At 63.5% G+C, this 25,829-nt stretch carries 18 protein-coding genes and 3 rRNA genes; 19 read left to right on the top strand and 2 right to left on the bottom strand.

Annotated elements, in window-relative coordinates:
- Positions 1-36 precede the first annotated feature (36 nt).
- From argC to ATC04_RS12480, 6 genes are read left to right on the top strand one after another with little or no spacing between them, the layout of a single operon-like run.
- A complete protein-coding gene (gene argC / locus ATC04_RS12505) occupies positions 37-1,068 on the top strand; it encodes an N-acetyl-gamma-glutamyl-phosphate reductase (RefSeq protein ID WP_047121183.1) in 1,032 nt (343 codons plus the stop codon).
- 38 nt (positions 1,069-1,106) lie between these two features.
- The gene (gene argJ / locus ATC04_RS12500; RefSeq protein WP_047121221.1) at positions 1,107-2,279 is read left to right on the top strand and encodes a bifunctional glutamate N-acetyltransferase/amino-acid acetyltransferase ArgJ; all 1,173 of its coding nucleotides are present in this window, start codon (positions 1,107-1,109) and stop codon (positions 2,277-2,279) included.
- 33 nt (positions 2,280-2,312) lie between these two features.
- Complete coding sequence (gene argB, locus ATC04_RS12495) at positions 2,313-3,251, top strand: acetylglutamate kinase (protein ID WP_047121184.1); 939 nt, start codon at positions 2,313-2,315, stop codon at positions 3,249-3,251.
- 56 nt (positions 3,252-3,307) lie between these two features.
- Positions 3,308-4,516 carry an acetylornithine transaminase gene (locus ATC04_RS12490; RefSeq protein ID WP_047121222.1) on the top strand — a complete coding sequence of 403 codons (1,209 nt, stop codon included), beginning with the start codon at positions 3,308-3,310 and terminating at the stop codon, positions 4,514-4,516.
- Between the two features lie 29 nt (positions 4,517-4,545).
- A complete protein-coding gene (gene argF, locus ATC04_RS12485) occupies positions 4,546-5,505 on the top strand; it encodes an ornithine carbamoyltransferase (protein WP_047121185.1) in 960 nt (319 codons plus the stop codon).
- Between the two features lie 2 nt (positions 5,506-5,507).
- On the top strand, positions 5,508-6,011 hold the full coding sequence (locus ATC04_RS12480; protein WP_047121186.1) for an arginine repressor: 504 nt from the start codon (positions 5,508-5,510) through the stop codon (positions 6,009-6,011).
- Between the two features lie 321 nt (positions 6,012-6,332).
- Here the strand turns inward: ATC04_RS12480 and ATC04_RS12475 are convergent, their stop codons facing one another.
- Complete coding sequence (locus tag ATC04_RS12475; RefSeq protein WP_047121187.1) at positions 6,333-6,884, bottom strand: macro domain-containing protein; 552 nt, start codon at positions 6,882-6,884, stop codon at positions 6,333-6,335.
- 296 nt (positions 6,885-7,180) lie between these two features.
- Here ATC04_RS12475 and argH point away from each other — a divergent pair, with 296 nt between their 5' ends.
- The 8 genes from argH to rrf all read left to right on the top strand — a co-directional run bounded on the left by argH (position 7,181) and on the right by rrf (position 19,977).
- Entirely contained in the window at positions 7,181-8,599 is a 1,419-nt protein-coding gene (gene argH, locus ATC04_RS12470; RefSeq protein WP_047121188.1) for an argininosuccinate lyase, read from the top strand.
- 98 nt (positions 8,600-8,697) lie between these two features.
- Complete coding sequence (locus ATC04_RS12465) at positions 8,698-9,438, top strand: maleylpyruvate isomerase family mycothiol-dependent enzyme (RefSeq protein WP_047121189.1); 741 nt, start codon at positions 8,698-8,700, stop codon at positions 9,436-9,438.
- Positions 9,439-9,544: 106 nt separating this feature from the next.
- Positions 9,545-10,084 carry an adenine phosphoribosyltransferase gene (locus tag ATC04_RS12460; protein WP_047121190.1) on the top strand — a complete coding sequence of 180 codons (540 nt, stop codon included), beginning with the start codon at positions 9,545-9,547 and terminating at the stop codon, positions 10,082-10,084.
- A 106-nt stretch (positions 10,085-10,190) separates the two neighbouring features.
- The gene (locus ATC04_RS12455) at positions 10,191-12,470 is read left to right on the top strand and encodes an AAA family ATPase (RefSeq protein ID WP_082124115.1); all 2,280 of its coding nucleotides are present in this window, start codon (positions 10,191-10,193) and stop codon (positions 12,468-12,470) included.
- A 159-nt stretch (positions 12,471-12,629) separates the two neighbouring features.
- Positions 12,630-13,949: a tyrosine--tRNA ligase gene (gene tyrS / locus ATC04_RS12450; RefSeq protein ID WP_047121191.1), complete on the top strand. Its 1,320-nt coding sequence runs from the start codon at positions 12,630-12,632 to the stop codon at positions 13,947-13,949.
- 516 nt (positions 13,950-14,465) lie between these two features.
- Positions 14,466-15,991: ribosomal RNA gene (locus tag ATC04_RS12445) — 16S ribosomal RNA — on the top strand.
- A gap of 579 nt (positions 15,992-16,570) precedes the next feature.
- Positions 16,571-19,709: ribosomal RNA gene (locus ATC04_RS12440) — 23S ribosomal RNA — on the top strand.
- 151 nt (positions 19,710-19,860) lie between these two features.
- Positions 19,861-19,977, top strand: a 5S ribosomal RNA gene (gene rrf / locus ATC04_RS12435).
- The 16S, 23S and 5S rRNA genes sit together here, the layout of an rRNA operon.
- A gap of 461 nt (positions 19,978-20,438) precedes the next feature.
- On the opposite strand, the gene ATC04_RS19745 is transcribed toward rrf, so the two are convergent.
- The gene (locus ATC04_RS19745; RefSeq protein WP_047118648.1) at positions 20,439-21,833 is read right to left on the bottom strand and encodes a hypothetical protein; all 1,395 of its coding nucleotides are present in this window, start codon (positions 21,831-21,833) and stop codon (positions 20,439-20,441) included.
- Between ATC04_RS19745 and ATC04_RS19740 the strand changes: the two genes are divergently transcribed.
- From ATC04_RS19740 to ATC04_RS12405, 5 genes are all read left to right on the top strand, one after another.
- Positions 21,786-22,592: a hypothetical protein gene (locus tag ATC04_RS19740; protein WP_047120628.1), complete on the top strand. Its 807-nt coding sequence runs from the start codon at positions 21,786-21,788 to the stop codon at positions 22,590-22,592. The two genes, ATC04_RS19745 and ATC04_RS19740, sit on opposite strands and share 48 nt — an antisense overlap.
- A gap of 46 nt (positions 22,593-22,638) precedes the next feature.
- Positions 22,639-23,655: an HAD-IIA family hydrolase gene (locus ATC04_RS12420; RefSeq protein ID WP_047118649.1), complete on the top strand. Its 1,017-nt coding sequence runs from the start codon at positions 22,639-22,641 to the stop codon at positions 23,653-23,655.
- On the top strand, positions 23,652-23,855 hold the full coding sequence (locus ATC04_RS12415) for a hypothetical protein (RefSeq protein ID WP_047118650.1): 204 nt from the start codon (positions 23,652-23,654) through the stop codon (positions 23,853-23,855). Before ATC04_RS12420 ends, ATC04_RS12415 begins: the two co-directional genes overlap by 4 nt.
- On the top strand, positions 23,852-24,643 hold the full coding sequence (locus ATC04_RS12410; RefSeq protein ID WP_047118651.1) for a TlyA family RNA methyltransferase: 792 nt from the start codon (positions 23,852-23,854) through the stop codon (positions 24,641-24,643). Before ATC04_RS12415 ends, ATC04_RS12410 begins: the two co-directional genes overlap by 4 nt.
- 91 nt (positions 24,644-24,734) lie before the next feature.
- Positions 24,735-25,763: an NAD kinase gene (locus ATC04_RS12405; protein ID WP_047118652.1), complete on the top strand. Its 1,029-nt coding sequence runs from the start codon at positions 24,735-24,737 to the stop codon at positions 25,761-25,763.
- Positions 25,764-25,829 lie beyond the last annotated feature (66 nt).

Genomic DNA, 25,829 nt, shown 5'->3' with positions numbered 1-25,829 from the left:
TTAGCCTCTATGCATATTTTGCGGTAAGCTCTGGTCATGACGATTTCAGTTGCTGTCTCCGGTGCCAGCGGGTACGCCGGCGGCGAGGTTCTGCGCATCCTGGCCGCCCACCCCGACGTAGAAATTGGCGCCATCACTGCGCATTCCCAGGCCGGGCAGCGCCTGGGCGGCATCGCCCCGCACCTGCATGCGCTCGCCGACCGCGTCCTGGTGGACACCACCGTGGAAAACCTCGCCGGGCACGACGTCGTCTTCCTGGCCCTGCCGCACGGCGCCAGCGCCGCCGTGGCCGAGCAGCTGCCCGAATCCACCCTGGTCATCGACGCCGGAGCCGACTTCCGCCTGGAATCCGCCGAGGCCTGGGAGAAGTTCTACGGCACCAAGCACGCCGGTTCCTGGCCCTACGGCCTGCCCGAGCTGCCCGGACAGCGCGAAAAGCTGGTCGGCGCCAAGCGCATCGCGGTGCCCGGCTGCTACCCGACCGGCGGCCAGCTCTCGCTGGCTCCCGGCTTCGCGGCCAATCTGCTGGAACCGGACGACGTGGTGATCGTGTCCGCCTCGGGTACCTCCGGTGCCGGCAAGAACGCCAAGACCCACCTGCTGGGCGCCGAGGTCATGGGCTCCATGAGCACCTACGGCGTGGGCGGCGTGCACCGCCACATCCCGGAGATGGAACAGGGCTTCTCCAAGCTGGCCGGCGAACCGGTGACCGTCTCCTTCACCCCGACGCTCGCCCCGATGCCGCGCGGCATCCTGACCACCGCCACCGCCAAGGTGAAGCCCGGGGTCACCGAAGCGCAGCTGCGCGAGGCCTGGGCCGCGGCCTACGACAACGAGCTGTTCGTCCACCTGCTGCCCGAGGGCCAGTGGCCGACCACCGGCGCGGTGCAGGCAAGCAACCACGTCCAGCTGCAGCTGGCCTTCGACACCCACGCCAACCGCGTGATCGTCTCGGTGGCGCTGGACAACCTGACCAAGGGCACCGCAGGTGCCGCAGTCCAGTCGATGAACATCGCGCTGGGACTGGAAGAAAACACCGGATTGCTCATGCAAGGAGTCGCCCCGTGAGCCTCGCCCACACCAATACCCACCCATCCGCCAACGCCCTGGGCGTCACCGCCCCGGCGGGCTTCACCGCCGCCGGCGTCCCGGCGGGCCTGAAGTCCACCGGCAAGAACGACGTGGTCCTGGTGCGCAACCTCGGACCCGACTTCGCCGCAGCCGGCGTCTTCACCTCCAACCGCGTGGCAGCCGCCCCGGTCAAGTGGTCCCGCCAGGTGCTGGCCGACGGCCGCATCGACGCGGTGCTGCTGAACTCCGGCGGCGCCAACGCCTGCACCGGCGCCGAGGGCTTCGGCAACACCCACCGCAGCGCCGAATACGTGGCGGACCTGCTGAAGGTTTCCGCCGGCGACGTCGCAGTGGCCTCCACCGGCCTGATCGGACAGCAGCTGCCGATGGACAAGCTGCTGCCGGGCATCGCCGCGGCCGCCGCCGCGCTGGCCGGTACCCAGGACGCCTCCGACCAGGCCGCCGCCGGCATCATGACCACGGACTCGGTCTCCAAGCAGGTCAGCCGCGTGGTGGGGGATTCCACCACCGGCCAGGTCATCATCGGTGGCATGGCCAAGGGCGCGGGCATGCTCGCCCCGGCGCTGGCCACCATGCTGGTCGTGCTGACCACCGACGCGGCGCTCACCAGCGAGCAGCTGGACGCCGCGCTGCGCAGCGCCACCGCGATGAGCTTCGACCGCGCCGACTCCGACGGCTGCATGTCCACCAACGACACCGTGCTGCTGCTGGCTTCCGGCGCCTCGGGCATCACCCCGGACGCCGCCGAATTCACCGCCGCGCTGACCGACGCCTGTCAGGAGCTGGCAGCCCGCCTGATCGACGACGCCGAGGGCGCGGAGCACACCATCGCGATCCGCACCTTCAACGCCGCCACCGAGGCCGACGCTCTGGAGGTCTCCAAGGCCGTCTCGCGCTCGAACCTGGTCAAGACCGCGGTCTTCGGCAAGGACCCGAACTGGGGACGCGTGCTCTCCGAGGTCGGCACCACCCAGGCCGCCTTCGAACCGGACGAGCTGAACGTCGCCATCAACGGCGTCTGGGTCTGCAAGAACGGCGGCGTGGGCGAGGACCGCTCGCTGGTTTCGCTGGAAGATCGCAACGTCACCATCGACATCGACCTGAACGCGGGCACCGCGCAGGCCACGGTGCTGACCAACGACCTGACCCACGACTACGTCCACGAGAACTCCGCCTACTCCAGCTAGGCCCGTCCCTCGACGAGGACAAAGGAAGAGCACATGCCTCAGAACACCCGCACCGACGTCGGATTGGCCCAGCGCAAGGCCGAGGCGCTGATCGAGGCCCTGCCCTGGATCCAGCGCTTCGCCGGCACCACCATGGTCATCAAGTACGGCGGCAACGCCATGGTCAACGAGCAGCTGCGCCGCGCCTTCGCGGAGGACATCGTGTTCCTGCGCCACGCCGGGATCAACCCGGTGGTGGTGCACGGCGGCGGCCCGCAGATCAACAAGATGCTCGACACCCTGGGCATCGAGTCGGAATTCCGCGGCGGGCTGCGGGTGACCACCCCCGAAGCCATGGACGTGGTGCGCATGGTGCTCACCGGCCAGGTCCAGCGCGACCTGGTCGGCCTGATCAACTCGCACGGCCCCTACTCGGTGGGCATGTCAGGGGAGGACGGCGCCACCTTGCAGGCCATCCGCACCGGCACCATCATCGACGGTCTGCCCGTGGACCTGGGCCTGGTCGGCGAGGTGACCCGCGTGCGCACCGACCAGGTGGACTCGCTCATCGTCGCAGGGATGATCCCGGTGATCTCCACCGTGGCTCCGGAATTCGACGCCGAGGGCGAACCGACCGGAGCGGTGCTCAACGTCAACGCCGACACCGCCGCCGGCGCCCTGGCCACCGCGCTGGGCGCCTCCAAGCTGGTGATCCTCACCGACGTGGAGGGCCTGTACAGCGCCTGGCCCGACAAGTCCTCGCTGATCACCTCGCTGAGCACCGACGAGCTGCGCGAGATGCTGCCGTCCCTGGAATCGGGCATGATCCCCAAGATGGGCGCCTGCCTGGACGCCGTGGACTCCGGCGTGGGCCAGGCCCACATCGTGGATGGCCGCGAACCGCATTCAATGCTGCTAGAAATCTTCACCACCGCCGGCGTGGGTACCCAGGTGGTCCCCGCCACACCAACAAACCAGAAGGGCCAGAAGTGAGCGAGAGCGCCGCCGCAACCGAAGCAACACCGAGCCGGAACTCCCAGGCCGCCGACCTGGCCGGATTGGGCAACCAGTCATCGGCCGCGCTGGCCGAGCGCTACTCCAACAGCCTGCTGGGCGTGTTCGGCGCGCCGCAGCGCGTGCTGGTGCGCGGGGCCGGCTGCCACGTGTGGGACGCCGACGGCAACCAGTACCTGGATTTGCTCGGCGGCATCGCGGTGAACACCCTGGGCCACAGCAACCCGCTGCTGACTTCCGTGATCACCTCGCAGCTTGCCACGTTGGGGCATGTCTCCAATTTCTTCACCTCGCCCACGCAGATCGCGCTGGCCGAGAAGCTGCTGCAGATCTCCGCCGCCCCGGCCGGCTCCAAGGTGTTCTTCGCGAACTCCGGCACCGAGGCCAACGAGGCGGCGCTGAAGCTCACCCGCCGCAACGCGGGCACCGAGCAGGCGCCGCGCACCAAGGTGATCGCACTGGAGCATGCCTTTCACGGCCGTACCCTGGGTGCGCTGTCGCTGACCTACAAGGAGAAGTACCGCGCCCCGTTCGCGCCGCTGCCCGAGAACGTCACCTGGATCCCCGCCGGGGACATCCAGGCATTGCGCGAGGCGGTGGACCACACCGTTTCGGCAGTGTTCATCGAGCCGATCCAGGGCGAGGCGGGTGTACTGGAGCTGTCCGCCGAGTACCTGCAGGCGGCCCGCGAGATCACCACCGAGGCCGGCGCGCTGCTGGTCTTCGACGAGGTGCAGACCGGCATGGGCCGCACCGGCGAGTTCTTCGCTTCCGCGCCGGTGATTCCGGACGTGATGACTCTGGCCAAGGGCCTGGGCGGCGGCTTCCCGATCGGCGCGATGATCGTCTTTGGCGAGGCCAACACCTCCTGGCTGACCCCGGGCGACCACGGCACCACCTTCGGCGGCAACCCGGTGGCCTGCGCCGCCGGCCTGGCGGTCATCCACACCATCGAAAAGGACAACCTGCTGGCCCACGTGCGCGAGACCGGCGCCTGGCTGCGCGAGCAGCTGGCAGGCGTTCACGGCGTGGGCGCGGTGCGCGGCGCCGGCCTGCTCAACGCCTTCGAGCTGCTGAACGGCTCGGCGCCGAAGATGGTCGCCGCCGCGCTGGACGCCGGCTTCATCATCAACGCCACCGACGAGCGCACCATCCGCCTGGCCCCGCCGCTGGTCATCACCCGCGAGCAGCTGGCCACCTTCATCGCGGCGCTGCCCGGCCTGCTGGCCGCTGCCGCAGCCTAAGAACCACCTGAGACTTTAAGGAACACACCATGAGCGCAACCCGCCACTTCCTGACCGACCTGGACTTCACTCAGGCCGAGCAGACCAAGGTGCTGGACCTGGCACTGGCCATGAAGGCCGACAAGTACGGCTTCACCCCGTACGCCGGCCCGCAGACCGTCGCGGTCTTCTTCGACAAGACCTCCACCCGCACCCGGGTCTCCTTCCACGCCGGCATCGCCGAATTGGGCGGCTCCCCGCTGATCATCAACTCTGCCGAGTCCCAGCTGGGCCACAAGGAGTCCATCTCCGACTCGGCCAAGGTGCTCGAGCGTATGGTCTCCACCATCGTGTGGCGCACCTACGCCCAGTCGGGCCTGGAGGAAATGGCGGCGAACTCCTCGGTGCCGGTGATCAACGCGCTCTCCGACGACTACCACCCCTGCCAGCTGATCGCCGACCTGCTCACCGTGCGCGAGCACAAGGGCGCGCTGGCAGGCCTGAAGATGGCCTACCTGGGCGACGCTGCCAACAACATGGCCAACTCCTACCTGCTGGCCGGGGTCACCGCGGGCATGCACGTGGCCATCGCCGGACCGGAAAGCTACCTGCCGGCGGCCTCCATCGTCGCCGCGGCGCAGGAGCGCGCCGCGCTGACCGGCGGCTCGGTCACCATCACCACCGACGCCGCCGCCGCGCTGGCGGACGCCGACGTGGTCGCCACCGACACCTGGGTCTCCATGGGCCAGGAAGAGGAGAAGGAAGCGCGCCTGAAGCTGTTCACCGACTACTCGGTCACCTCCGCGGCGATGAAGCACGCCAAGGACGACGCCATTGTGCTGCACTGCCTGCCGGCCTACCGCGGCTACGAGATCGAGGCAGAGGTCATCGACGGCCCGCAGTCGGTCGTCTTCGACGAGGCCGAGAACCGCGTGCACGCGCAGAAGGCGGTCATGACCTGGCTCATGGTCGCCTCCGGCCTGGCCGAAGACCCCAGGGTGGAGCTGTAAACATGGCTTCGCAGCCCAGTACGAAAACCGCCCGCCAGGCGCGCATCCGCGCATTCCTGGGCAACAACTCGGTCAAGTCCCAGGCCGAGCTGCTTGGCTTGCTCAAGGACGACGGGCTGGAAGTCACCCAGGCCACGCTCTCGCGCGACCTGGTGGAAATCGGCGCGGTGCGCATCCGCGACAACCTGGGCCAGCTGATCTACGCGGTGCGGCAGGAAGGCGGGGACCGCTCTCCGCAGACCGCCATCACCCAGGAGGTGCTGGACGCCCGGCTGGCCAAGATCTGCGCCGAGCAGCTGGTCACCGCCGAGGCCTCCGGGAACATCGTGGTGCTGCGCACCCCTCCGGGCGCCGCGAACCTTTTGGCCCTGGCCATCGACCACTCGCAGATGCCTTCCATCCTCGGCTGCATCGCCGGGGACGACACCATCATGGTCACCACCCGCCAGGTGGACGGCGGCGCCGAGGTGGCCGCCCGCTTCCTGCAGCTGGCCGAGCCGAGCTAGAACACGGCGGATCCTCCGCAGCCCAATGACGATGCCGGGCGCAGAATGTTATCCACATTCTGCGCCCGGCATCGTTGCGCCCGCGCTCGGTGCGCCATCATCGGTGCAAGGGCGGCCTCGGCCCTGCCCGCGGTGCCGCGGGCGCCTTGCCCGGCGCGGCCGTCCTAGCCGTCCGGGCCCGCGCCGCAGCATCCCCCAAGCGCGGCCGGTGCGCCCGGGCGGCGCCCCGCAATCGCGCTGCCAAGACAGCTAAGCCGCCGCGCACCTTGCGGTCCGCGGCGGCTATTGTGCATCATGAGCGGCTTTGGGAGCCGCGCGCTGCTAGGCTGCCAGCTCCTCGACGGCGTTCAGCGTGAAGGCTTCCTCGAAGGCCGTCTGCACTTCGTCGTTGTAGGCGACCAAGACGATCCGGTGGATCGGGGAGATGTGCTTGTTGGTCTGGACCCACTCGTTGATGGCCGTGAAGGCGATCTGCGCAACCTGCTTGGGATCCCAGCGGAATGCCCCGGCGCCCAGCGCGGGGAAGGCGATCGAATGCGCCTCGTGGCGGGCTGCCACATACAAGGAGTTCTTGAAGCAATCGGCCAGGATCTTGGGGTTCGGCTTGATCAGGGCCAGGTTCGGGGCTGCCGTGTGGATGACCCACTTGGCCTTGAGGTTTCCCGCCTTGGTTGCCACGGCGACACCCGAGGGAATGCCGTCAGGATAGCGATTGGCGCGGACTTCGCGGCATGCGGCCAGCAAGGCCGGACCCGCGGCTGCATGGATGGCACCGTCCACGCCTCCGCCGCCGAGCAGGGACGGGTTGGCTGCGTTGACGATGGCGTCCACGCTCAGGGTGGTGATGTCACCGCGGAACAACTGGATATCCATTTGATTTCCTCCAACGACGTATCCGTATACGACTATGGCTTCACCTTACGCCGGGGCCATGCTTCGTGGAAGAGGGAAGCCGCCAACTGTTGGCGAGCGCGACGGGACTTCTTCCACTTTCCACAGGAAGGGGTTTCGCAAGGCCTGGGGGAACTCACCTGAGGTTGATGCATATTTATGAGCAACATTGCATAAACCTTTGCTAGAGTAGGATTCAGCGAAATAAACTCCACCGCGCCCGCCGGCGAAACCGGTTGGGCGCGCGGCGGAATCCGGGCAGCAGAAAGGAACGAGCCATGGCCTCGTCAACAAATGAAGGATCGCTCTGGGGCGGCCGTTTCTCCGACGGTCCCGCGGACGCAATGGCCGCGCTGAGTAAATCCACCCACTTCGACTGGCGCCTGGCCAGCTACGACATCGCCGGCTCCCGCGCCCACGCCAAGGTGCTGCAGCGTGCCGGCCTGCTCACCGAGCAGGAACTGGCCGACATGATCGCCGCGCTGGACAAGCTCGAGGCCGACGTGCTGGACGGCACCTACACCGCCGCGCACTCCGACGAGGACGTGCACGGTTCGCTGGAACGCGGGCTGCTTGAGCGCGCCGGCACCCAGCTGGGCGGCAAGCTGCGCGCCGGACGCTCGCGCAACGACCAGATCGCCACCCTGGGCCGCATGTTCCTGCGCGACCACGCCCGTATCATCGCCGGCGGCGTCATTGACACCCTCGACGCGCTGCTGGGCCAGGCCAAGGCCCACCCGTACGCGCCGATGCCGGGCCGCACCCACCTGCAGCACGCCCAGCCGATCCTGCTCTCGCACCTGCTGCTGGCCTACGCCTGGCCGCTGCTGCGGGATGTGCAGCGCTTCGTGGACTGGGACAAGCGCGCTGCAGTCTCCCCGTACGGCTCCGGCGCGCTGGCCGGCCAGACCCTGGGCCTGGACCCAAACTTCGTGGCCGACGAGCTGGGCTTCGACTCAGCCGTGTTCAACTCGATCGACGGCACCGCCGCCCGCGACGTGTTCGCCGAGTTCTCCTGGATCGCCGCGATGATCGGCGTGGACCTGTCCCGCGTGAGCGAAGAGGTCATCCTCTGGGCCACCAAGGAATTCAGCTTCGTGAAGCTGCACGACGCCTTCTCCACCGGCTCCTCGATCATGCCGCAGAAGAAGAACCCGGACATCGCGGAGCTCGCCCGCGGCAAGGCAGGACGCCTGATCGGCGACCTGACCGGCCTGCTGGCCACCCTGAAGGCGCTGCCGCTGGCCTACAACCGCGACCTGCAGGAAGACAAGGAGCCGGTGTTCGACGCAGCGGACACCCTTGAAATCCTGCTGCCCGCCGTGGCCGGCATGATCGAAACCCTGACCTTCAACACCGAGCGCATGGCCGGCCTGGCCCCGCAGGGTTTCGCGCTGGCCACCGACATCGCCGAGTGGCTGGTACGCCAGGGCGTGCCGTTCCGCGACGCCCACGAGCTCTCCGGCGCCGCCGTGCAGCTGGCCGAATCGCGCGGCGTGGAGCTGTGGGACCTGAGCGACGAGGACTATGCAGGCATCTCCGAGCACCTGACCCCGGCGGTGCGCGAAGTGCTCTCCACCGAGGGCTCGCTCAACGCCCGCAACGGCCAGGGCGGCACCGCCCCGAGCGCTGTCGCGCAGCAGATCACCGAGTTCGAGCGCCAGCTTGACGAGGTCCGCGGCTGGATCGCCAAGTAGCCTGGACCGGCCGGTGGCCGGAGCCGCACCGCAGGAATCATGCGGCGCGGATCCGGCCGCCTACGCATTTAAGCCCTACTCGCGATACAGTGTGGGTCATGACACAGATACTGGCGCCGGACGCACTCATTTCTCAGGTCACCACCGCATTGGATGAGCTGCGCGAACAGGTGCGCGGCGTCGACTTCCAGAACTACCCCAAGGCCAGTTCGCTGCCGGGCTGGAGCACCGCCCAGCTCATTGCGCACCTGGCCTCCTTCGCGAAGGCAGCCCGCCGCCAGTTCGAGCGCGCCGGGCAGGAACCGCCGCTGGAAATGTACGACGGGGGAGCGGCCGGCCGCATCGAGGCCATCAACATGACAGCGCTGATGCGCCCCGAGGCGCTGCTGGAGCTGACCAACACCGCGCTGGCCGAGCTGCGCGAGGTGTTGCCTTCCGCCGCCGGCAAGTGGGAGGAATCGGTGGGCTACCGCCCCGGCGCGAAGGTTGCGGACATGATGTACGCCACCTGGCGAGAGATGCTGATCCACGCCACCGACCTTGACGAGTTCGTGCGCCCTGCTTCCAGCTGGCCGGCCGAATTCTCTGAGCATCTCTTCCGCGCGCTGGCCGCCCGGGTGCCTTCCGAGGACCGCCTGGTGCTGCAGCCCCACGGCAAGTCCCCGGTGGTGCTGGGCGCCGGGGAGAACTCCTGGGTGCTCTCCGGAACCGAGTTTGATCTGGCAGCATGGCTTGCCGGCCGTCCGGCCGCCGGTCCGGTGCAGGCCACCGCGGCCGCAGACGCCGCCGACTACCCCGAGCTGCTGCCCTGGCCGAGCGACCGGCTGATGAACCGCTAGTGCCGGGCCGCCGAAACCGAGGCCGCAGTTCCCTTCCGGGAACTGCGGCCGAGGCAGTTAAGTCGCGTGGTTCGAAGAGCCCCGAGTACGGCTAAAATTGTGAGGCGTGAATACTACTGAGAGCATTACCGACCTGCTGGACCGTTTATGCGCGATTGTCCCCGACTACCCGCAGCCCGGAATTTCATTCAAGGACTTGACTCCGGTCTTCGCGGACCCAACAGGCCTGCGCCGCATGGTCGACGAGCTGATCGCCCCGTTCGAGGGCCAGTTCGACATCGTGGCAGGGCTGGAGGCCCGCGGTTTCGTGCTCGCCGCGGCGGCCGCCTACGCCTCCGGCAAGGGAATGCTGACCATCCGCAAGGCAGGCAAGCTGCCGCGCGAGGTCTACCGCGACGAATACACCCTGGAATACGGCTCCGGCTGCCTGGAAATGCACCGTGACGAGATCGCCCCGGGCACCCGGGTGCTGATCCTGGACGATGTGCTGGCCACCGGCGGCACCGTGGGCTCGGCGGTGCGCCTGGTCGAGCTGACCGGCGCCGTGGTCGCGGGCATCGGCGTGGTGCTGGAACTCGACGGCTTAGACGGCCGCGCCAAGCTGGACGGGCACGAGGTCGTCTCGCTGCAGCTGGTGCACTCCTGAAGTAACACGTCGGCTGGTTACGCCGCCCGCGAAGCGGATTACCGGCCGCCGCCGCGGCACGCGTAGAATTGTCTGTCCTGTGAATTTAGCGCAAGGGGAAACTGGGTTGTCCGAAACGATCGAACAGGATCTGTCCGTCGAAACCGAGTACGTGGGGAAACTGTACGCCAGGCTTGATGAATTGCGCGCCGAAAAGGTGGAGCAGCTCGGACGCACCCGGGCGCAGGGCGCCGTGGGCAGCTTCCAGAACATGTCCGAGCGCGACTCCTTCGCGACCCTGTACGAGGACCGCATCGCGCAGCTGGATGCAGTGCAGGACCGGCTGGTCTTCGGCCGCCTGGACATGGCCGCGGCCAACGGCTCCAACGGGGATCCCCAGGCGGAGGAGAACCGCATCCGCTACATCGGGCGTATCGGCCTGAGCGACGAGGACCTCAACCGGCTGATGATCGACTGGCGCGCCGCCGAGGCCGCGCCGTTCTACCAGGCGACCGCGCTGAACCCGCGCGGCGTGCGCCGCCGCCGCCACCTGATGCTCTCCGGGCGCACCGTGGCAGGCATCGAGGACGACGTGCTGGACGAGACCTGGCTGGACGAGGGCCACACCCACCACGGGGAAGGCGCGCTCATGGCGGCGCTGCGCGAAAAGCGCACCGGCCGCATGGGCGACATCGTGGGCACCATCCAGGCCGAGCAGGACGCCATTATCCGCGCGCCGCTGCCCGGGGCAGTGGTGGTCCAGGGCGGGCCGGGCACCGGCAAGACCGCCGTGGCGCTGCACCGCGCCGCCTTCCTGCTCTACGAATACCGCGAACGGCTGAAGAACGCCGGCGTGCTGATCGTCGGGCCCTCGAATTCCTTCATGCGCTACATCGAGCGCGTGCTGCCCTCGCTGGGCGAGACCGGCGTGGTCATGTCCTCCGTGGGCGAGCTGTACCACGGGGTGCAGGCAGTGCCGGAAACCAACCGCACCGTGGCCCGGCTCAAGGGCCGGCCCTCCATGGCCCGGGTCATCTCCGCCGCCGTGCGCAACCGCCAGCGCGTGCTTCCCGAGGACCGCACCGTGGTGGTCGAAGGCACGCGGCTGACGTTGACCCGCAAGATGGTGCTCAACGCGCGCGAACGCGCCCGCCACACCCACAAGCCGTACAACCAGGCCCGCGAAACCTTCGTGAAGGTGCTCGTGGGGGACCTGGTCGAGCAACTGCGCCGCAAGCTGGAGGAATCGGCCGGGCAGTCCTCGACCACCGACCGCTCCTACCTGCCGCAGGAAGTGCGCGAGTCCTGGGACGTGCGCGTGGCGCTGAACCTGTGCTGGATGCCGATGACCCCGCAGAAGCTGGTGCGCGAGCTGTTCGCCAACCCGCACCTGCTGGCCGCCGCCGCGCCGAAGCTTTCCGAAGCCGACCGCGACGCGCTCTACCGCCGCGTCGATGCGCCGTTCACCGAGGCCGACGTGCCGCTTCTTGACGAGGCCGCCGAGCTGCTGGGCGAGTTCGAGGACCCGCACGCCGCCAGCAACCAGGCCCAGTACGACCGCGACGTGGAAAACGCGCAGGCCGCGCTGGTGAACATGCATACCATGCTGGAAAACGCAGGCATCGACGGGGTGGTCACCGCGGAGCAGGTCGCCGGCGTCAACCAGGAGACCGCCGCCCGCCAGACCGCAGCCGAGCGTGCGGTCGCCGACCGCACCTGGGCCTACGGGCACATCGTGGTGGACGAGGCGCAGGAGCTCTCGCCCATGCAGTGGCGCCTGCTGCTGCGCCGCTGCCCGATCAAGTCCTTCACCATCGTGGGGGACATCGCCCAGACCTCCGCGGCCTCGGGCGCGACCAGCTGGGCGCAGGCGCTGTCGCCGTTCTTCGGCGAACGCTTCACCTTGGAGGAGCTGACGGTCAACTATCGCACGCCGGCGCAGATCGCCGACGCCGCGGTGCGCGTGGCCCAGGCCGCCGGGCTGAACATCACCACCCCGCGCGCCGTGCGCGAGGGCGACTGGCCTCCGCTGCTGACCAAGACCACGGGCGCGCAGCTGGATGACACGTTGCGCGCGGCCTTGGCCGAGGAATTGGAGTATTCCGCCGGAGGCCTGCAGGCGGTCATCGTCCCGCAGGACCAGCTGGCCCATACGCGCGACGTGATTTCCGCAGCCTACGGGGACCGTGTCGGGGAAGGCTCCGGCGGGTTGAGCCAGGACATCGTGGTGATTTCCGCCCGCGAATCCAAGGGCCTTGAATTCGACGGCGTGATCATCTTGGAACCCGAGCAGCTGGTGGCCGAGGTCGACGGGGGAGTGGGGGACCTGTACGTGGCGATGACCCGCACCACCCAGCGCTTGCGCGTGGTTTACACCGGCGAGCTGCCCGAGGGGATGGAAGCCTAGGAGCGTCGGCCGCGCGAACTGGCATACAGCCGCCGCGAACCGATAATCTAGGAAGTGCGCACGCCAGGAAACCCCAACTGGCTGCGCCGTAGTGAACTTCCGCTGGAAGCAGCGGGAGCAAAGGGGCAGAACATAGACAGAAAAATGGTCAAAGTTAGCATGTCTGAAACCAATCAGAATCCCGTTATTGCGGGACAGAGTAATGATTCCTCCTTCGCGAATGTCTGGCAGGAGCTGAAGTGGCGCGGCCTGGTGCACGTGTCCACCGACGAGGCCGAGCTGGAGCGGGCGCTGTCCGAGGAGACCATTACCTACTATTGCGGCTTTGACCCCACCGCGCCGTCGCTGCACCTAGGCAACCTGGTGCAGCTGCTGAACATGCGCCGCCTGCAGCTGGCAGGCCACAAGCCGCTGGCACTGGTGGGCGGTTCCACCGGTCTGATCGGTGATCCGCGCCAGACAGCCGAGCGCACCTTGAACACCAAGGAGACCGTCACCGAGTGGGTTGCCAAGCTGCAGGCTCAGGTCTCGCGCTTCCTGTCCAACGAGGGCGAGAACGCGGTGCGCCTGGTCAACAACCTGGACTGGACCGCGCCGCTGTCCGCCCTGGACTTCCTGCGCGACGTGGGCAAGTACTTCCGCGTGGGCACGATGATCAAGAAGGAGATCGTGGCCGCGCGCCTGAACTCCGACGAGGGCATCAGCTACACCGAGTTCTCCTACCAGGTGCTGCAGGGCTACGACTACCTGGAGCTGTACCGCCAGTACGGCTGCACCCTGCAGACTGGTGGCTCGGACCAGTGGGGCAACCTGACCAGCGGCACCGACCTGATCCGCAAGGTGGAGGGCAAGTCCGCCTACGCCTACGGTACCCCGCTGATCACCAACTCGGACGGCACCAAATTCGGCAAGTCCGAGGGCAACGCGATTTGGCTGGATGCGGAGATGTGCTCCCCGTACACCTTCTACCAGTTCTGGCTGAACACCGCCGATGCAGATGTGATCGACCGTCTGAAGGTCTTTACCTTCATGTCGCGCGAACAGATCGAGGCCTTGGCTGTGGAAGTTGCCGAGCGTCCGTTCAAGCGCCAGGCCCAGCGCGAGCTTGCCTGGCAGGTAACCAGCCTGGTGCACGGCGAAGACGCCACCACCAAGGTGATCGCTGCTTCCGCCGCGGTCTTCGGCAATGGTGAACTGGGCGAGATCGACTTGTCGACCCTGCAGGCAGTGATTGCCGAACTGCCAATCGTCCAGGTGGCGGCCGACGACCTCGGCATCCTGAACGTGCTGCACGCTTCGGGCCTCAGCGAGAGCTTGTCTGCTGCGCGACGCACCGTCGGCGAGGGCGGCGCCTACGTGAACAACGAAAAGGTCGAGGGCATCGACAGCGAACTGTCTGAAGCCGACTTCCTCCATGGCCGCTACGCCATCGTTCGCCGCGGCAAGAAGAACATGGCTGTCGTCGAACTGACTAAGTAAAAACCAAGCAAAACCGCCAAAGAATCTGTGAACCACCACACTTTTTTGGCGGTTTTGTTGTACCCGAAACATGAAATACCTAGTCAGACTGGTAAATGGGTTAGTTTCCGGGAGTACTAGGCGGATTTTGCGTGGGGGTACAGGGCGTGTAGAGTTTTATCTCGCGCCGCTGACACGGACCGAACGGAAACGGACGGGAAGTCAACGCGAAGCGAACAGGCTTGGAACGCCGAGTTGACACTGGTCAACGAGGTGGTAAGCTTGAAAAGTTGCTCCGGAGCGAAGCAGTTCGAACCCTTTGGGTTCGGGATGCGGTGTCGAGAGTGTTTGTTGTTTGAGAACTCAATAGTGTGCCAAGTTTGTTGATACCAAATTATTTTTTGTTTGGTGAATACGAAACATTTTGCTTGGGATGATGCACCCCCGTGTGTTGTTCCGAGTGTTTTTATTCGCCAGGATTTCATCACCACGTGTGGTCCCGTCTTTTTCCGGTGGGGTTGTGGTGGCTTTTTGTTTTTTATGGAGAGTTTGATCCTGGCTCAGGATGAACGCTGGCGGCGTGCTTAACACATGCAAGTCGAACGATGAAGCCCAGCTTGCTGGGTGGATTAGTGGCGAACGGGTGAGTAACACGTGAGTAACCTGCCCCTGACTCTGGGATAAGCCCGGGAAACTGGGTCTAATACCGGATATGACTTTTGACCGCATGGTTGAGGGTGGAAAGATTTATCGGTTGGGGATGGACTCGCGGCCTATCAGCTTGTTGGTGAGGTAATGGCTCACCAAGGCGACGACGGGTAGCCGGCCTGAGAGGGTGACCGGCCACACTGGGACTGAGACACGGCCCAGACTCCTACGGGAGGCAGCAGTGGGGAATATTGCACAATGGGCGCAAGCCTGATGCAGCGACGCCGCGTGAGGGATGACGGCCTTCGGGTTGTAAACCTCTTTCAGTAGGGAAGAAGCGAAAGTGACGGTACCTGCAGAAGAAGCGCCGGCTAACTACGTGCCAGCAGCCGCGGTAATACGTAGGGCGCAAGCGTTATCCGGATTTATTGGGCGTAAAGAGCTCGTAGGCGGTTTGTCGCGTCTATCGTGAAAGTCCGAGGCTCAACCTCGGATCTGCGGTGGGTACGGGCAGACTAGAGTGATGTAGGGGAGACTGGAATTCCTGGTGTAGCGGTGAAATGCGCAGATATCAGGAGGAACACCGATGGCGAAGGCAGGTCTCTGGGCATTTACTGACGCTGAGGAGCGAAAGCATGGGGAGCGAACAGGATTAGATACCCTGGTAGTCCATGCCGTAAACGTTGGGCACTAGGTGTGGGGGACATTCCACGTTTTCCGCGCCGTAGCTAACGCATTAAGTGCCCCGCCTGGGGAGTACGGCCGCAAGGCTAAAACTCAAAGGAATTGACGGGGGCCCGCACAAGCGGCGGAGCATGCGGATTAATTCGATGCAACGCGAAGAACCTTACCAAGGCTTGACATGTTCCAGATCGCCTCAGAGATGGGGTTTCCCTTCGGGGCTGGTTCACAGGTGGTGCATGGTTGTCGTCAGCTCGTGTCGTGAGATGTTGGGTTAAGTCCCGCAACGAGCGCAACCCTCGTTCCATGTTGCCAGCGGGTTATGCCGGGGACTCATGGGAGACTGCCGGGGTCAACTCGGAGGAAGGTGGGGATGACGTCAAATCATCATGCCCCTTATGTCTTGGGCTTCACGCATGCTACAATGGCCGGTACAATGGGTTGCGATACTGTGAGGTGGAGCTAATCCCTAAAAGCCGGTCTCAGTTCGGATTGGGGTCTGCAACTCGACCCCATGAAGTCGGAGTCGCTAGTAATCGCAGATCAGCAACGCTGCGGTGAATACGTTCCCGGGCCTTGTACACACCGCCCGTCAAGTCACGAAAGTTGGTAACACCCGAAGCCGATGGCCTAACCACCTTGTGTGGGGGGAGTCGTCGAAGGTGGGACTGGCGATTGGGACTAAGTCGTAACAAGGTAGCCGTACCGGAAGGTGCGGCTGGATCACCTCCTTTCTAAGGAGCTAACCAGTTTTGGTTGCCCATGTCTGTGCCCGAGTGTGGTGCAGGTGGGTTGCTCGAGGGTGGAATGTCAATGAACTCAACACCGGGAAACGGGTTTTCGAGGGCGATCGTGTGGTTGTTTTCGGAGGTTCGGGTGTTGGCATGGTTTGTGTTGTGTGGCGTGTGTGGTTTAGTACGCAGTGCCGGCCCTCTTGTGGGGTTGGTGGTGTTGGAAGGGCGCATGGGTCGTGTGATGCGAATGGGTATGTTTGGTGCACTGTTGGGTTTTGAGGCAACAAGCCTCCTGGCCGCCTGGTCCCTTTGCGGGGTTTGGTGGTTGGGTGCTTGGTGTTTCGGTGTTTGTCCTGTGTCTGCTGGCATGGTGTCCTGGCTGGTCCTTTTGGGGCTGGTGTGTGGGGTGCTGTTGTTGGGGGTGCGGGGTTGTTGTTTGGGAACTGTATAGTGAACGCGAGCATCTTGCAGACAAGATGAGCCGTGTGCGCCTGTCCTGGGTGTGTGTGGTGTTTGAGTCTTGTTTGTAGTGATTTTGTTGATTGTTTTATAGCTCAATTTTTGAGAACTTTGTTTTGTGTTGAAGTTTTTAAGGGCGCACGGTGGATGCCTTGGCATCAAGAGCCGATGAAGGACGTGGGAATCTGCGATAAGCCTGGTGGAGTCGATAACCGGACGTTGAGGCCAGGATTTCCGAATGGGGGAACCCCGCACCATGTTATGTGGTGTGACCTGCAGCTGAATGTATAGGCTGTGTGGAGGGAACGCGGGGAAGTGAAACATCTCAGTACCCGCAGGAAGAGAAAACAATAGTGATTCCGTTAGTAGTGGCGAGCGAACGCGGATGGGGCTAAACCGGTTGGTGTGTGATAGCGGATAGGCGTTGCATCATCGGGGTTGTGGGGTCCACATGTACCAGTTCTATCTACGCTGGTGGGATGAGGTGCAGGCGTATAGGTGAATCGGTTGGAATGCCGGACCAGAGAGGGTGATAGTCCCGTAGGTGTAATGCGTGTCTGCCGTTCTTGTGTGGATGCCCGAGTAGCACGGGGCCCGTGAAACCTTGTGTGAATCTGCCAGGACCACCTGGTAAGCCTGAATACTACTTGATGACCGATAGTGAATCAGTACCGTGAGGGAATGGTGAAAAGTACCCCGGGAGGGGAGTGAAATAGTACCTGAAACCGTGCGCTTACAATCCGTTAGAGCAGCCACTTGTGGTTGTGATGGCGTGCCTTTTGAAGAATGAGCCTGCGAGTTAGTGTTACGTCGCGAGGTTAACCCGTGGGGGGAAGCCGTAGCGAAAGCGAGTCTGAATAGGGCGATTCAGTGGCGTGATCTAGACCCGAAGCGAAGTGATCTACCCATGGCCAGGTTGAAGCGCGTGTAAGAGCGTGTGGAGGACCGAACCCACTTCAGTTGAAAATGGAGGGGATGAGCTGTGGGTAGGGGTGAAAGGCCAATCAAACTTCGTGATAGCTGGTTCTCCCCGAAATGCATTTAGGTGCAGCGTTGCGTGTTTCTTGCTGGAGGTAGAGCTACTGGATAGGCGATGGGCCCTACAAGGTTACTGACCTTAGCCAAACTCCGAATGCCGGTAAGTTAGAGCGCAGCAGTGAGACTGTGGGGGATAAGCTTCATAGTCGAGAGGGAAACAGCCCAGAACGCCAACTAAGGCCCCTAAGCGTGTGCTAAGTGGGAAAGGATGTGGAGTTGCTGTGACAACCAGGAGGTTGGCTTAGAAGCAGCCACCCTTGAAAGAGTGCGTAATAGCTCACTGGTCAAGTGATTCCGCGCCGATAATGTAGCGGGGCTCAAGCACACCGCCGAAGTTGCGTCATTCAAACATGTCATTGGCCTTTGTGGTCCAGTGGTTTGGATGGGTAGGGGAGCGTCGTGTGGACGGTGAAGTCGCGGTGGAAACCAGCGGTGGAGGCCACACGAGTGAGAATGCAGGCATGAGTAGCGAATGACGGGTGAGAAACCCGTCCGCCGAATGATCAAGGGTTCCAGGGTCAAGCTAATCTGCCCTGGGTTAGTCGGGACCTAAGGCGAGGCCGACAGGCGTAGTCGATGGACAACGGGTTGATATTCCCGTACCGGCGAAGGACCGCCCATACTGAGCAATGGATGCTAACCATGACGGATTCCAGCGTTGATGCCTTTTAGGTGTCTTGTTGGTTGGTGTGGTGGGAACCGATGTTGTGAGGTCAGCGTATTAACAGGTGTGACGCAGGAAGGTAGCCGAGCCAGGCAATGGAATTGACCTGGTCCAAGGGTGTAGGAAGAACGGTAGGCAAATCCGCTGTTCATTGTTTCTGAGACCTGATAGGCGCCCCGTTTGTGGGGTGATTCGGTGATCCTATGCTGCCTAGAAAAGCATCGGCGCGAGGTCCCAGTCCGCCCGTACCCTAAACCGACACAGGTGATCAGGTAGAGAATACTAAGGCGATCGAGAGAATCATGGTTAAGGAACTCGGCAAAATGCCCCCGTAACTTCGGAAGAAGGGGGGCCTGCCCCGTGAACCACCCTTGCGGTGGGGAGGCGGGTGTGGGCCGCAGAGACCAGGGGGAAGCGACTGTTTACTAAAAACACAGGTCCGTGCGAAGTCGCAAGACGATGTATACGGACTGACTCCTGCCCGGTGCTGGAAGGTTAAGAGGACCGGTTAGCACACTTGTGTGCGAAGCTGAGAATTTAAGCCCCAGTAAACGGCGGTGGTAACTATAACCATCCTAAGGTAGCGAAATTCCTTGTCGGGTAAGTTCCGACCTGCACGAATGGAGTAACGACTTCCCCGCTGTCTCAACCATGAACTCGGCGAAATTGCAGTACGAGTAAAGATGCTCGTTACGCGCAGCAGGACGGAAAGACCCCGAGACCTTTACTATAGTTTGGTATTGGTGTTCGGTGCAGCTTGTGTAGGATAGGTGGGAGACTGTGAAGCTCGGACGCTAGTTCGGGTGGAGTCATCGTTGAAATACCACTCTGGCTGTACCGGTCACCTAACTTCGGACCATGATCTGGTTCAGGGACAGTGCCTGATGGGTAGTTTAACTGGGGCGGTTGCCTCCTAAAATGTAACGGAGGCGCCCAAAGGTTCCCTCAGCCTGGTTGGCAATCAGGTGTTGAGTGTAAGTGCACAAGGGAGCTTGACTGTGAGAGTGACAGCTCGAGCAGGGACGAAAGTCGGGACTAGTGATCCGGCGGCACCTCGTGGAAGGGCCGTCGCTCAACGGATAAAAGGTACCTCGGGGATAACAGGCTGATCTTGCCCAAGAGTCCATATCGACGGCATGGTTTGGCACCTCGATGTCGGCTCGTCGCATCCTGGGGCTGGAGTAGGTCCCAAGGGTTGGGCTGTTCGCCCATTAAAGCGGTACGCGAGCTGGGTTTAGAACGTCGTGAGACAGTTCGGTCCCTATCCGCTGCGCGCGTTGGAAATTTGAGAAGGGCTGTCCTTAGTACGAGAGGACCGGGACGGACGAACCTCTGGTGTGTCAGTTGTACTGCCAAGTGCATCGCTGATTAGCTACGTTTGGAAGGGATAACCGCTGAAAGCATCTAAGCGGGAAGCCTGCTTCGAGATGAGATTTCCATCCACTGTGTGTGGGTGAGGCCCCCAGCTAGATTACTGGGTTGATAGGCAGGATGTGGAAGCAAGGACCAAAGACTTGTGTAGCTGACCTGTACTAATAGGCCGATGGCTTACAACACACTATCAAAACAGTGTGTCGACAAAATGATATTTTTGATTGTTCGCGTTCACTATGCGGTTACGAGACAACAACCTCGAACCACAAAAAGTAAGAGACTTTGCAAGGACGAATCCACCGGATTACCAGTGGTTTGTGTGCTTCGTGATTGTTACGGCGGTCATAGCGTGGGGGAAACGCCCGGTCCCATACCGAACCCGGAAGCTAAGGCCCATTGCGCCGATGGTACTGCACTCGTGAGGGTGTGGGAGAGTAGGTCACCGCCGGACTTAACTTGTGGTGGGAGGCTCCAACAGTGTTGGGGTCTTCTGCTGTTTAACCCGGTCGGTGCTTGGGCGCCTGGCCTGGCTGGGTGGCCGGCGGGGGGAGCAGAAGCTCCCCCTTTTTTGTTTAACAGGGAAAGAAGCAACATACCTGGGCATGCGGCGGAACTCCTTGCTGCCTATTCATGAGCCTCGCCCGAATCGTGGGTGCGGATTAGTAGCTGCTTCTGGTCACATGAGTGTCTGCACACATTAGAGGCGAATCCCTATGGTAGAAGTGCTTACTCCCGTAGACTTGAACTAGACGTACATGCCATTGATGCATGGTGATTTGTAAATAGTGAAGTGTTTCGCTGAGGCGAACACGAAGGTTGCGGTATTGAGATATCCGCTGAAGGGGACATTAAATGTCTAACGATTTCCGCCGTAGTTCCGACAATGGACAGGGCGACTTCCGGAACTCAGATTCAAACCGCAACAACTCCCGCGACGGTTTCAAGCGTCGCGATGACAACAACAGCGGTTTCAAGCGCAACGATGATCGTGGCGGATTCCGTGGTGAGCGCCGTGACGACAACCGTGGCGGCGATTTCAAGCGTCGTGACGATAACCGCGGTGGCGGATTCAAGCGAAATGACGACAACCGTGGCGGCGACTTCAAGCGCCGCGATGATAACCGCGGTGGATTCCGCGGCGACCGCAACGATGACCGCGGTGGCTTCCGTGGAGAGCGCCGCGATGACAACCGTGGCGGGTTCCGCGGGGATCGCAATGAGGATCGTGGTGGGTTCCGCCGTAACGACGACAACCGCGGTGGATTCCGTGGCGACCGCAACGATGGCCGTGGTGGTTTCCGTGGCGAGCGTCGCGATGACAACCGTGGTGGCGATTTCAAGCGCCGTGACGATAACCGTGGCGGATTCCGCGGGGATCGCAATGATGATCGTGGTGGCTTCCGCCGTAATGACGACAGCCGCGGTGGCTTCCATGGCGAACGTCGCGATGACAACCGTGGTGGCGATTTCAAGCGCCGTGACGATAACCGTGGTGGATTCCGCGGGGATCGCAATGATGATCGTGGTGGCTTCCGCCGTAACGACGACAACCGTGGCGGCGATTTCAAGCGCCGCGATGACCGCAATGACGAGCGCGGTGGCTTCCGCCGTAACGACGACAGCCGCGGTGGCTTCCGTGGCGAACGTCGCGATGACAACCGTGGGGGCGACTTCAAGCGCCGTGACGATAACCGTGGGGGCGACTTCAAGCGCCGTGACGATAACCGTGGCGGATTCCGCGGGGATCGCAATGATGACCGTGGTGGCTTCCGCCGTAATGACGACAACCGTGGCGGCGATTTCAAGCGCCGCGATGACCGCAATGATGATCGCGGTTTCAAGCGCAGTAACGACCGAGGCGACTTCAAGCGCCGCGATGACCGCAATGATGATCGCGGTTTCAAGCGCAGCAACGACCGAGGCGACTTCAAGCGCCGCGATGACCGCAATGATGATCGCGGTTTCAAGCGCAGCAACGACCGAGGCGACTTCAAGCGCCGCGACGACAATCGTGGCGGCGATTTCAAGCGCAACGATCGTGACTTCAAGCCTCGTGGCGAGAAGAAGTTCGAAGATCCCCGTGCCCAGGAGCCGAAGGCGCACAACCCTGGTGATCTGCGTATTTCGAACCGAGCAGACCGCTCGCAGTCCCCGGAGATCGATGAGGACGTCACCGGCAAGGAACTGGACCGCGTCGCCCGCGCCCAGCTGCGCTACCTGGAAGAACGGTCCGCCAGCTGGGTTGCCAAGCACCTGGTGATGGCCGGCCGTCTGCTGGAAGAGGATCCAGAGCTGGCCTACGAGCACACCCTGGCTGCTTCCCGCCGTGGCGGACGCGTGGCGGTGGTCCGCGAGGCCGTTGGCATCGCCGCCTACCACGCAGGCAAGTACGCCGATTCGCTGCGCGAGCTGCGCACCCACCGCCGTATCTCCGGCTCGGACTACAACCTGCCGCTGATCGCTGATTCGCTGCGCGGCCTGGGCCGTGTGGAGAAGGCCATCGAGCTGGCCCAATCCGAAGAGTCCGCCAATCTGGAACCATCGGTCAAGGTCGAGATGCAGATCGTCCTGGCCGGCTGCTTCGCAGACCTCGGCAAGCTTGATGAGGCCTTGGCCGCACTGGAGTCCCTGGAGCAGCTGAACTTCAACCGCGCCTTCTCCTTCAGCCCTCGCCTGTTCGCCGTCTACGCCGAGCTGCTCGCAGCCGCCGGCCGCACCGAGGAAGCCGCCCGTTGGGAGAAGCAGGTTGCAGTAGCCGAACGTGCCCTGGGCATCGAGGAAGAGACCGAGTCCTTCATCGTCGATCTTGCTCCCGAGATGGACGAGGAGGAAGAAGAAGCTCCTCGTGCCCGTGATCTGGTCGATTCCGAGGCAGCAGCTGACTCCGACGAAACCCCTGAAGAGGGCGCTTCGTCTGGGGAAACCGCCGAATCCGACGCAGAGGACGACACCGAATCGGCCGCCGAGCAAACCGGTATCGACGAGGAAGACGGCCTGGCCGAGGTTGACGCTGATCACATCTCCGACGAGGTCTCGGAGATCACCGACGAGGACGCCGCAAAGTAGACTCGCAGTAGTACCCGTCGTTTGATGAAGTAGGAACCACCTCCCCATGCTGATCTCCGGATTTGATTCTGTCCTCTCCGACCTGGATGGCGTCGTGTACGCCGGACCGAACGCGATTCCCGACGCAGTGGAATCGCTGAACGCGCTGGCCGAGGTGAACGTGGCACACGCGTTCATCACGAACAACGCCGGACGTTCGCCCATGTCGGTCGCGGCGCACCTGCGCCAGCTGGGCGTGAAGACTAGCGCGGAACAGGTCTTCGGCTCGGCAGATGCCGGGGCGGAGATGCTGGCCCGTGAATTGAATCCCGGCAGCAGGGTGCTGGTGGTGGGCTCCCCGTATCTGCGAGAATGCATCGCGGTACGGGGCCTTGAAGTGGTCGAATCCCACAAGGACGAACCGGTAGCGGTTATCCAGGGATTCGATCCAGAGGTCTCCTGGAACGACCTGGCTGAGGCCTCCTACGCAATCCAGAACGGCGCCAAATGGGTTGCCACGAATACGGACCTGACCATTCCGCGCGCCGAGGGCATTGCCCCGGGTAACGGATCGCTGGTCCACGCGGTGAAGCTGGCCACCGGGGTAACCCCCCGTGTGGCCGGCAAACCCGAATCCTATCTCTTCTCCCGCGCCGCGGACCGCCTGGATTCCAAGCGCCCGCTGGTGCTCGGCGACCGCCTTGACACCGATATCCTCGGCGGATTCCATGCCGGATTCTCCACCGCCATGGTGCTCACGGGTGTCGATACCCCTGCCACCGCACTCGGTGCACCGGTGGAGCAACGCCCGAACTACCTAATTGCCACGCTGGCCGACATCTACCGTCCCTACCCGACCATCAAGGTGCTGGGCTACGGCGTGCAGGTCGGTGATGCGGTGGCCCGCATCGACAACGGCAAGATCGCCGTCGACGGCAACGAGTCGGATCTCAACGCCTGGCGTGCGGCCTGCCACGCCTGGTGGCTCGCGCACCCGCGCCAGAGCACCCATGAATCCCCTGAAATCGAATTCACCTCGCGCGGCTTGCAGATGCTGCGCCGCAAGAACGGTGAAAAGCAGTGAGCGATCTTCCTTCCGCGCCGACGCCGCGTCCCGGGGTCCCCGGCGCCATGCACGGCGGTGCGCCCCAGTTCGACGAGCAGGCGCTGGAAGCCGCGCTCTCCTCCCTGGCAGACCATGACGTTACCGAGCATGCGGGCATCTACGAGCAGCTGCTCGGCGGCCTGCAGCAGGAACTGAATCGATCGGAGTCAGGCTCGTGAACCGTCTGGACCAGGAGCTGGTGGTACGCGGCTTGGCGCGCTCGCGCACCGAAGCCGCCAAGCTCATCGAGGCAGGCAGGGTGCTCGTGGATGGGCTGCAAACCTCCAAGGCGTCCAAGAAGGTATCCGACTCAACGTCAGTAGTGCTCACCCAGGTCGAAGGGGAGCACTACGTTTCCCGGGCGGGGCACAAACTTGCCGGCGCCCTGGATGTATTTACCACCATTTCTCCTGAAGGTTTGCGTTGCCTTGACGCAGGGGCTTCCACCGGAGGATTCACTGACGTCTTGCTGCGGCGGGGAGCCGGCCACGTGGTCGCCGCCGATGTCGGCCATGGCCAACTCGTCGACGAAATCCGGTTTGACCCCCGCGTATCGGTCCATGAGGGGCTGAACGTCAGATACCTGACGCCGGAGGATATCGGTGGAGATGTCGACTTGGTTGTAGCGGACTTGTCCTTTATCTCGCTGCGCCTTGTGCTCGAGGCGCTGGCCGGGGCGACGCGTCCCGGCGGCTCGCTGGTGCTGATGGTCAAGCCCCAGTTCGAGGTCGGGCGCGAACACCTGAACCGCACCGGCGTTGTCACGAGCCCCCAGCTGCGCCAAGGCGCGGTGGAATCAGTGGTCGCCAAGGCCGCTGAATGCGGTCTCGCGTTGCGAGGTCTGGCGCGCAGCCCGCTGGCCGGCCAGGACGGCAACATGGAGTTTTTCCTCTGGCTCAGCGCTGCAGCGAAATCGCAGGATGATGCCGAGAAATCCGCAATGATCCATGCCGTTGACTATTCTTAGTTAAGAGATGCGGCGTTTTCCGAGAACTTAGGGAAACCGACTGCATATCGCAGAGCCAATCACTCATCACTGTTGAGAGGGGCACGCCGCCTTGCGCAAGATCCTAGTCTTCGCCCACACCGGCCGAAAAGAAGCGATCGCTGCAGCGCTGGAAACCTGCGAACTGCTTGCCGAAGCCGGAACCGTACCGGTCATGCGGGCCAAGGACCAGGAAGCGGTGATTCGCGCTGTCGGAGAGCCTGTTCCCGGTGTTGAAATCCTGCATGACGACTGCGCGGTGGAAGACATCGAGTTGGGTGTGGTCCTCGGCGGCGATGGATCGGTGCTGCGCGCCGCGGAATTGGTCCGCGCCGCCCCTTTGCCGCTGGTCGGCGTGAACCTGGGCCACGTGGGATTCTTGGCCGAAGCTGAGCGCACCGAATTGGCAGCCACCGTCAAGGCGCTGGTCGAGAAGACCTACACCGTCGAGGAGCGCATGACCATTGAGGTCAAGGTCTGGCAAGACAATATCTGCCTGGCCGAAACCTGGGCGCTGAACGAAGCAGCGGTGGAAAAGGCCAACCGTGAACGCATGGTCGAGGTGGTCATCGAGGTCGATGGCCGACCGATTTCCACCTTCGGGTGCGACGGCGTCGTCATGGCCACTCCGACTGGCTCGACGGCCTACTCCTTCTCTGCCGGCGGCCCAGTGGTCTGGCCAGACGTGGCTGCACTGATCATGGTTCCGATCTCCGCCCACGCGCTCTTCGCCAAACCCTTGGTCGTGTCGCCCGACTCGGTGATGGCCGTGGAAATGCTCACGCGCACGGATGCAGGAGCAGTGCTGTGGTGCGACGGCCGCCGCACCATCGACCTGCCGCCGGGAGCGCGTATCGAGGTCACGCGCAGCGACACGCCGGTGCGCCTTGCGCGGTTGAATACCACCCCGTTCTCCGAGCGCCTGGTGAACAAGTTCGAACTGCCGATCACCGGCTGGCGCGGGCCGGCCAAGGACGACATGCGGCGGGCCGCCACCACCGCGCTTCCGGTGATCGGTCCGGGTCTGCAGAGCGTCGAACCGCACCATAAGGACGAGCCCGGAATCCCCATGGTCGGCAGCGGGGACGAGCCTCGCCCATAGACCTTCCCTGCAGCGGAAAACGCCATAAGTTTTCCACTTCTTCGAATCTAGCTACGAAAGTGCACT

This window comes from Arthrobacter sp. YC-RL1 (genome assembly GCF_001454985.1).
GTDB classification, from domain to species: domain Bacteria; phylum Actinomycetota; class Actinomycetes; order Actinomycetales; family Micrococcaceae; genus Glutamicibacter; species Glutamicibacter soli.
Note: the sequence above shows the minus strand (reverse complement) of the source record. Positions and strands in the feature narration are given on the sequence as shown.

Coding starts and splice junctions, on each gene's coding strand:
- ATC04_RS12420 (WP_047118649.1), top strand. CDS start 22,639: ATGCTGATCTCCGGATTTGATTCTGTCCTCTCCGACCTGGATGGCGTC.
- argF (WP_047121185.1), top strand. CDS start 4,546: ATGAGCGCAACCCGCCACTTCCTGACCGACCTGGACTTCACTCAGGCC.
- ATC04_RS12475 (WP_047121187.1), bottom strand. CDS start 6,884: ATGGATATCCAGTTGTTCCGCGGTGACATCACCACCCTGAGCGTGGAC.
- ATC04_RS12480 (WP_047121186.1), top strand. CDS start 5,508: ATGGCTTCGCAGCCCAGTACGAAAACCGCCCGCCAGGCGCGCATCCGC.
- argB (WP_047121184.1), top strand. CDS start 2,313: ATGCCTCAGAACACCCGCACCGACGTCGGATTGGCCCAGCGCAAGGCC.
- tyrS (WP_047121191.1), top strand. CDS start 12,630: ATGTCTGAAACCAATCAGAATCCCGTTATTGCGGGACAGAGTAATGAT.
- ATC04_RS19740 (WP_047120628.1), top strand. CDS start 21,786: ATGGCCGGCCGTCTGCTGGAAGAGGATCCAGAGCTGGCCTACGAGCAC.
- ATC04_RS12465 (WP_047121189.1), top strand. CDS start 8,698: ATGACACAGATACTGGCGCCGGACGCACTCATTTCTCAGGTCACCACC.
- argC (WP_047121183.1), top strand. CDS start 37: ATGACGATTTCAGTTGCTGTCTCCGGTGCCAGCGGGTACGCCGGCGGC.
- argH (WP_047121188.1), top strand. CDS start 7,181: ATGGCCTCGTCAACAAATGAAGGATCGCTCTGGGGCGGCCGTTTCTCC.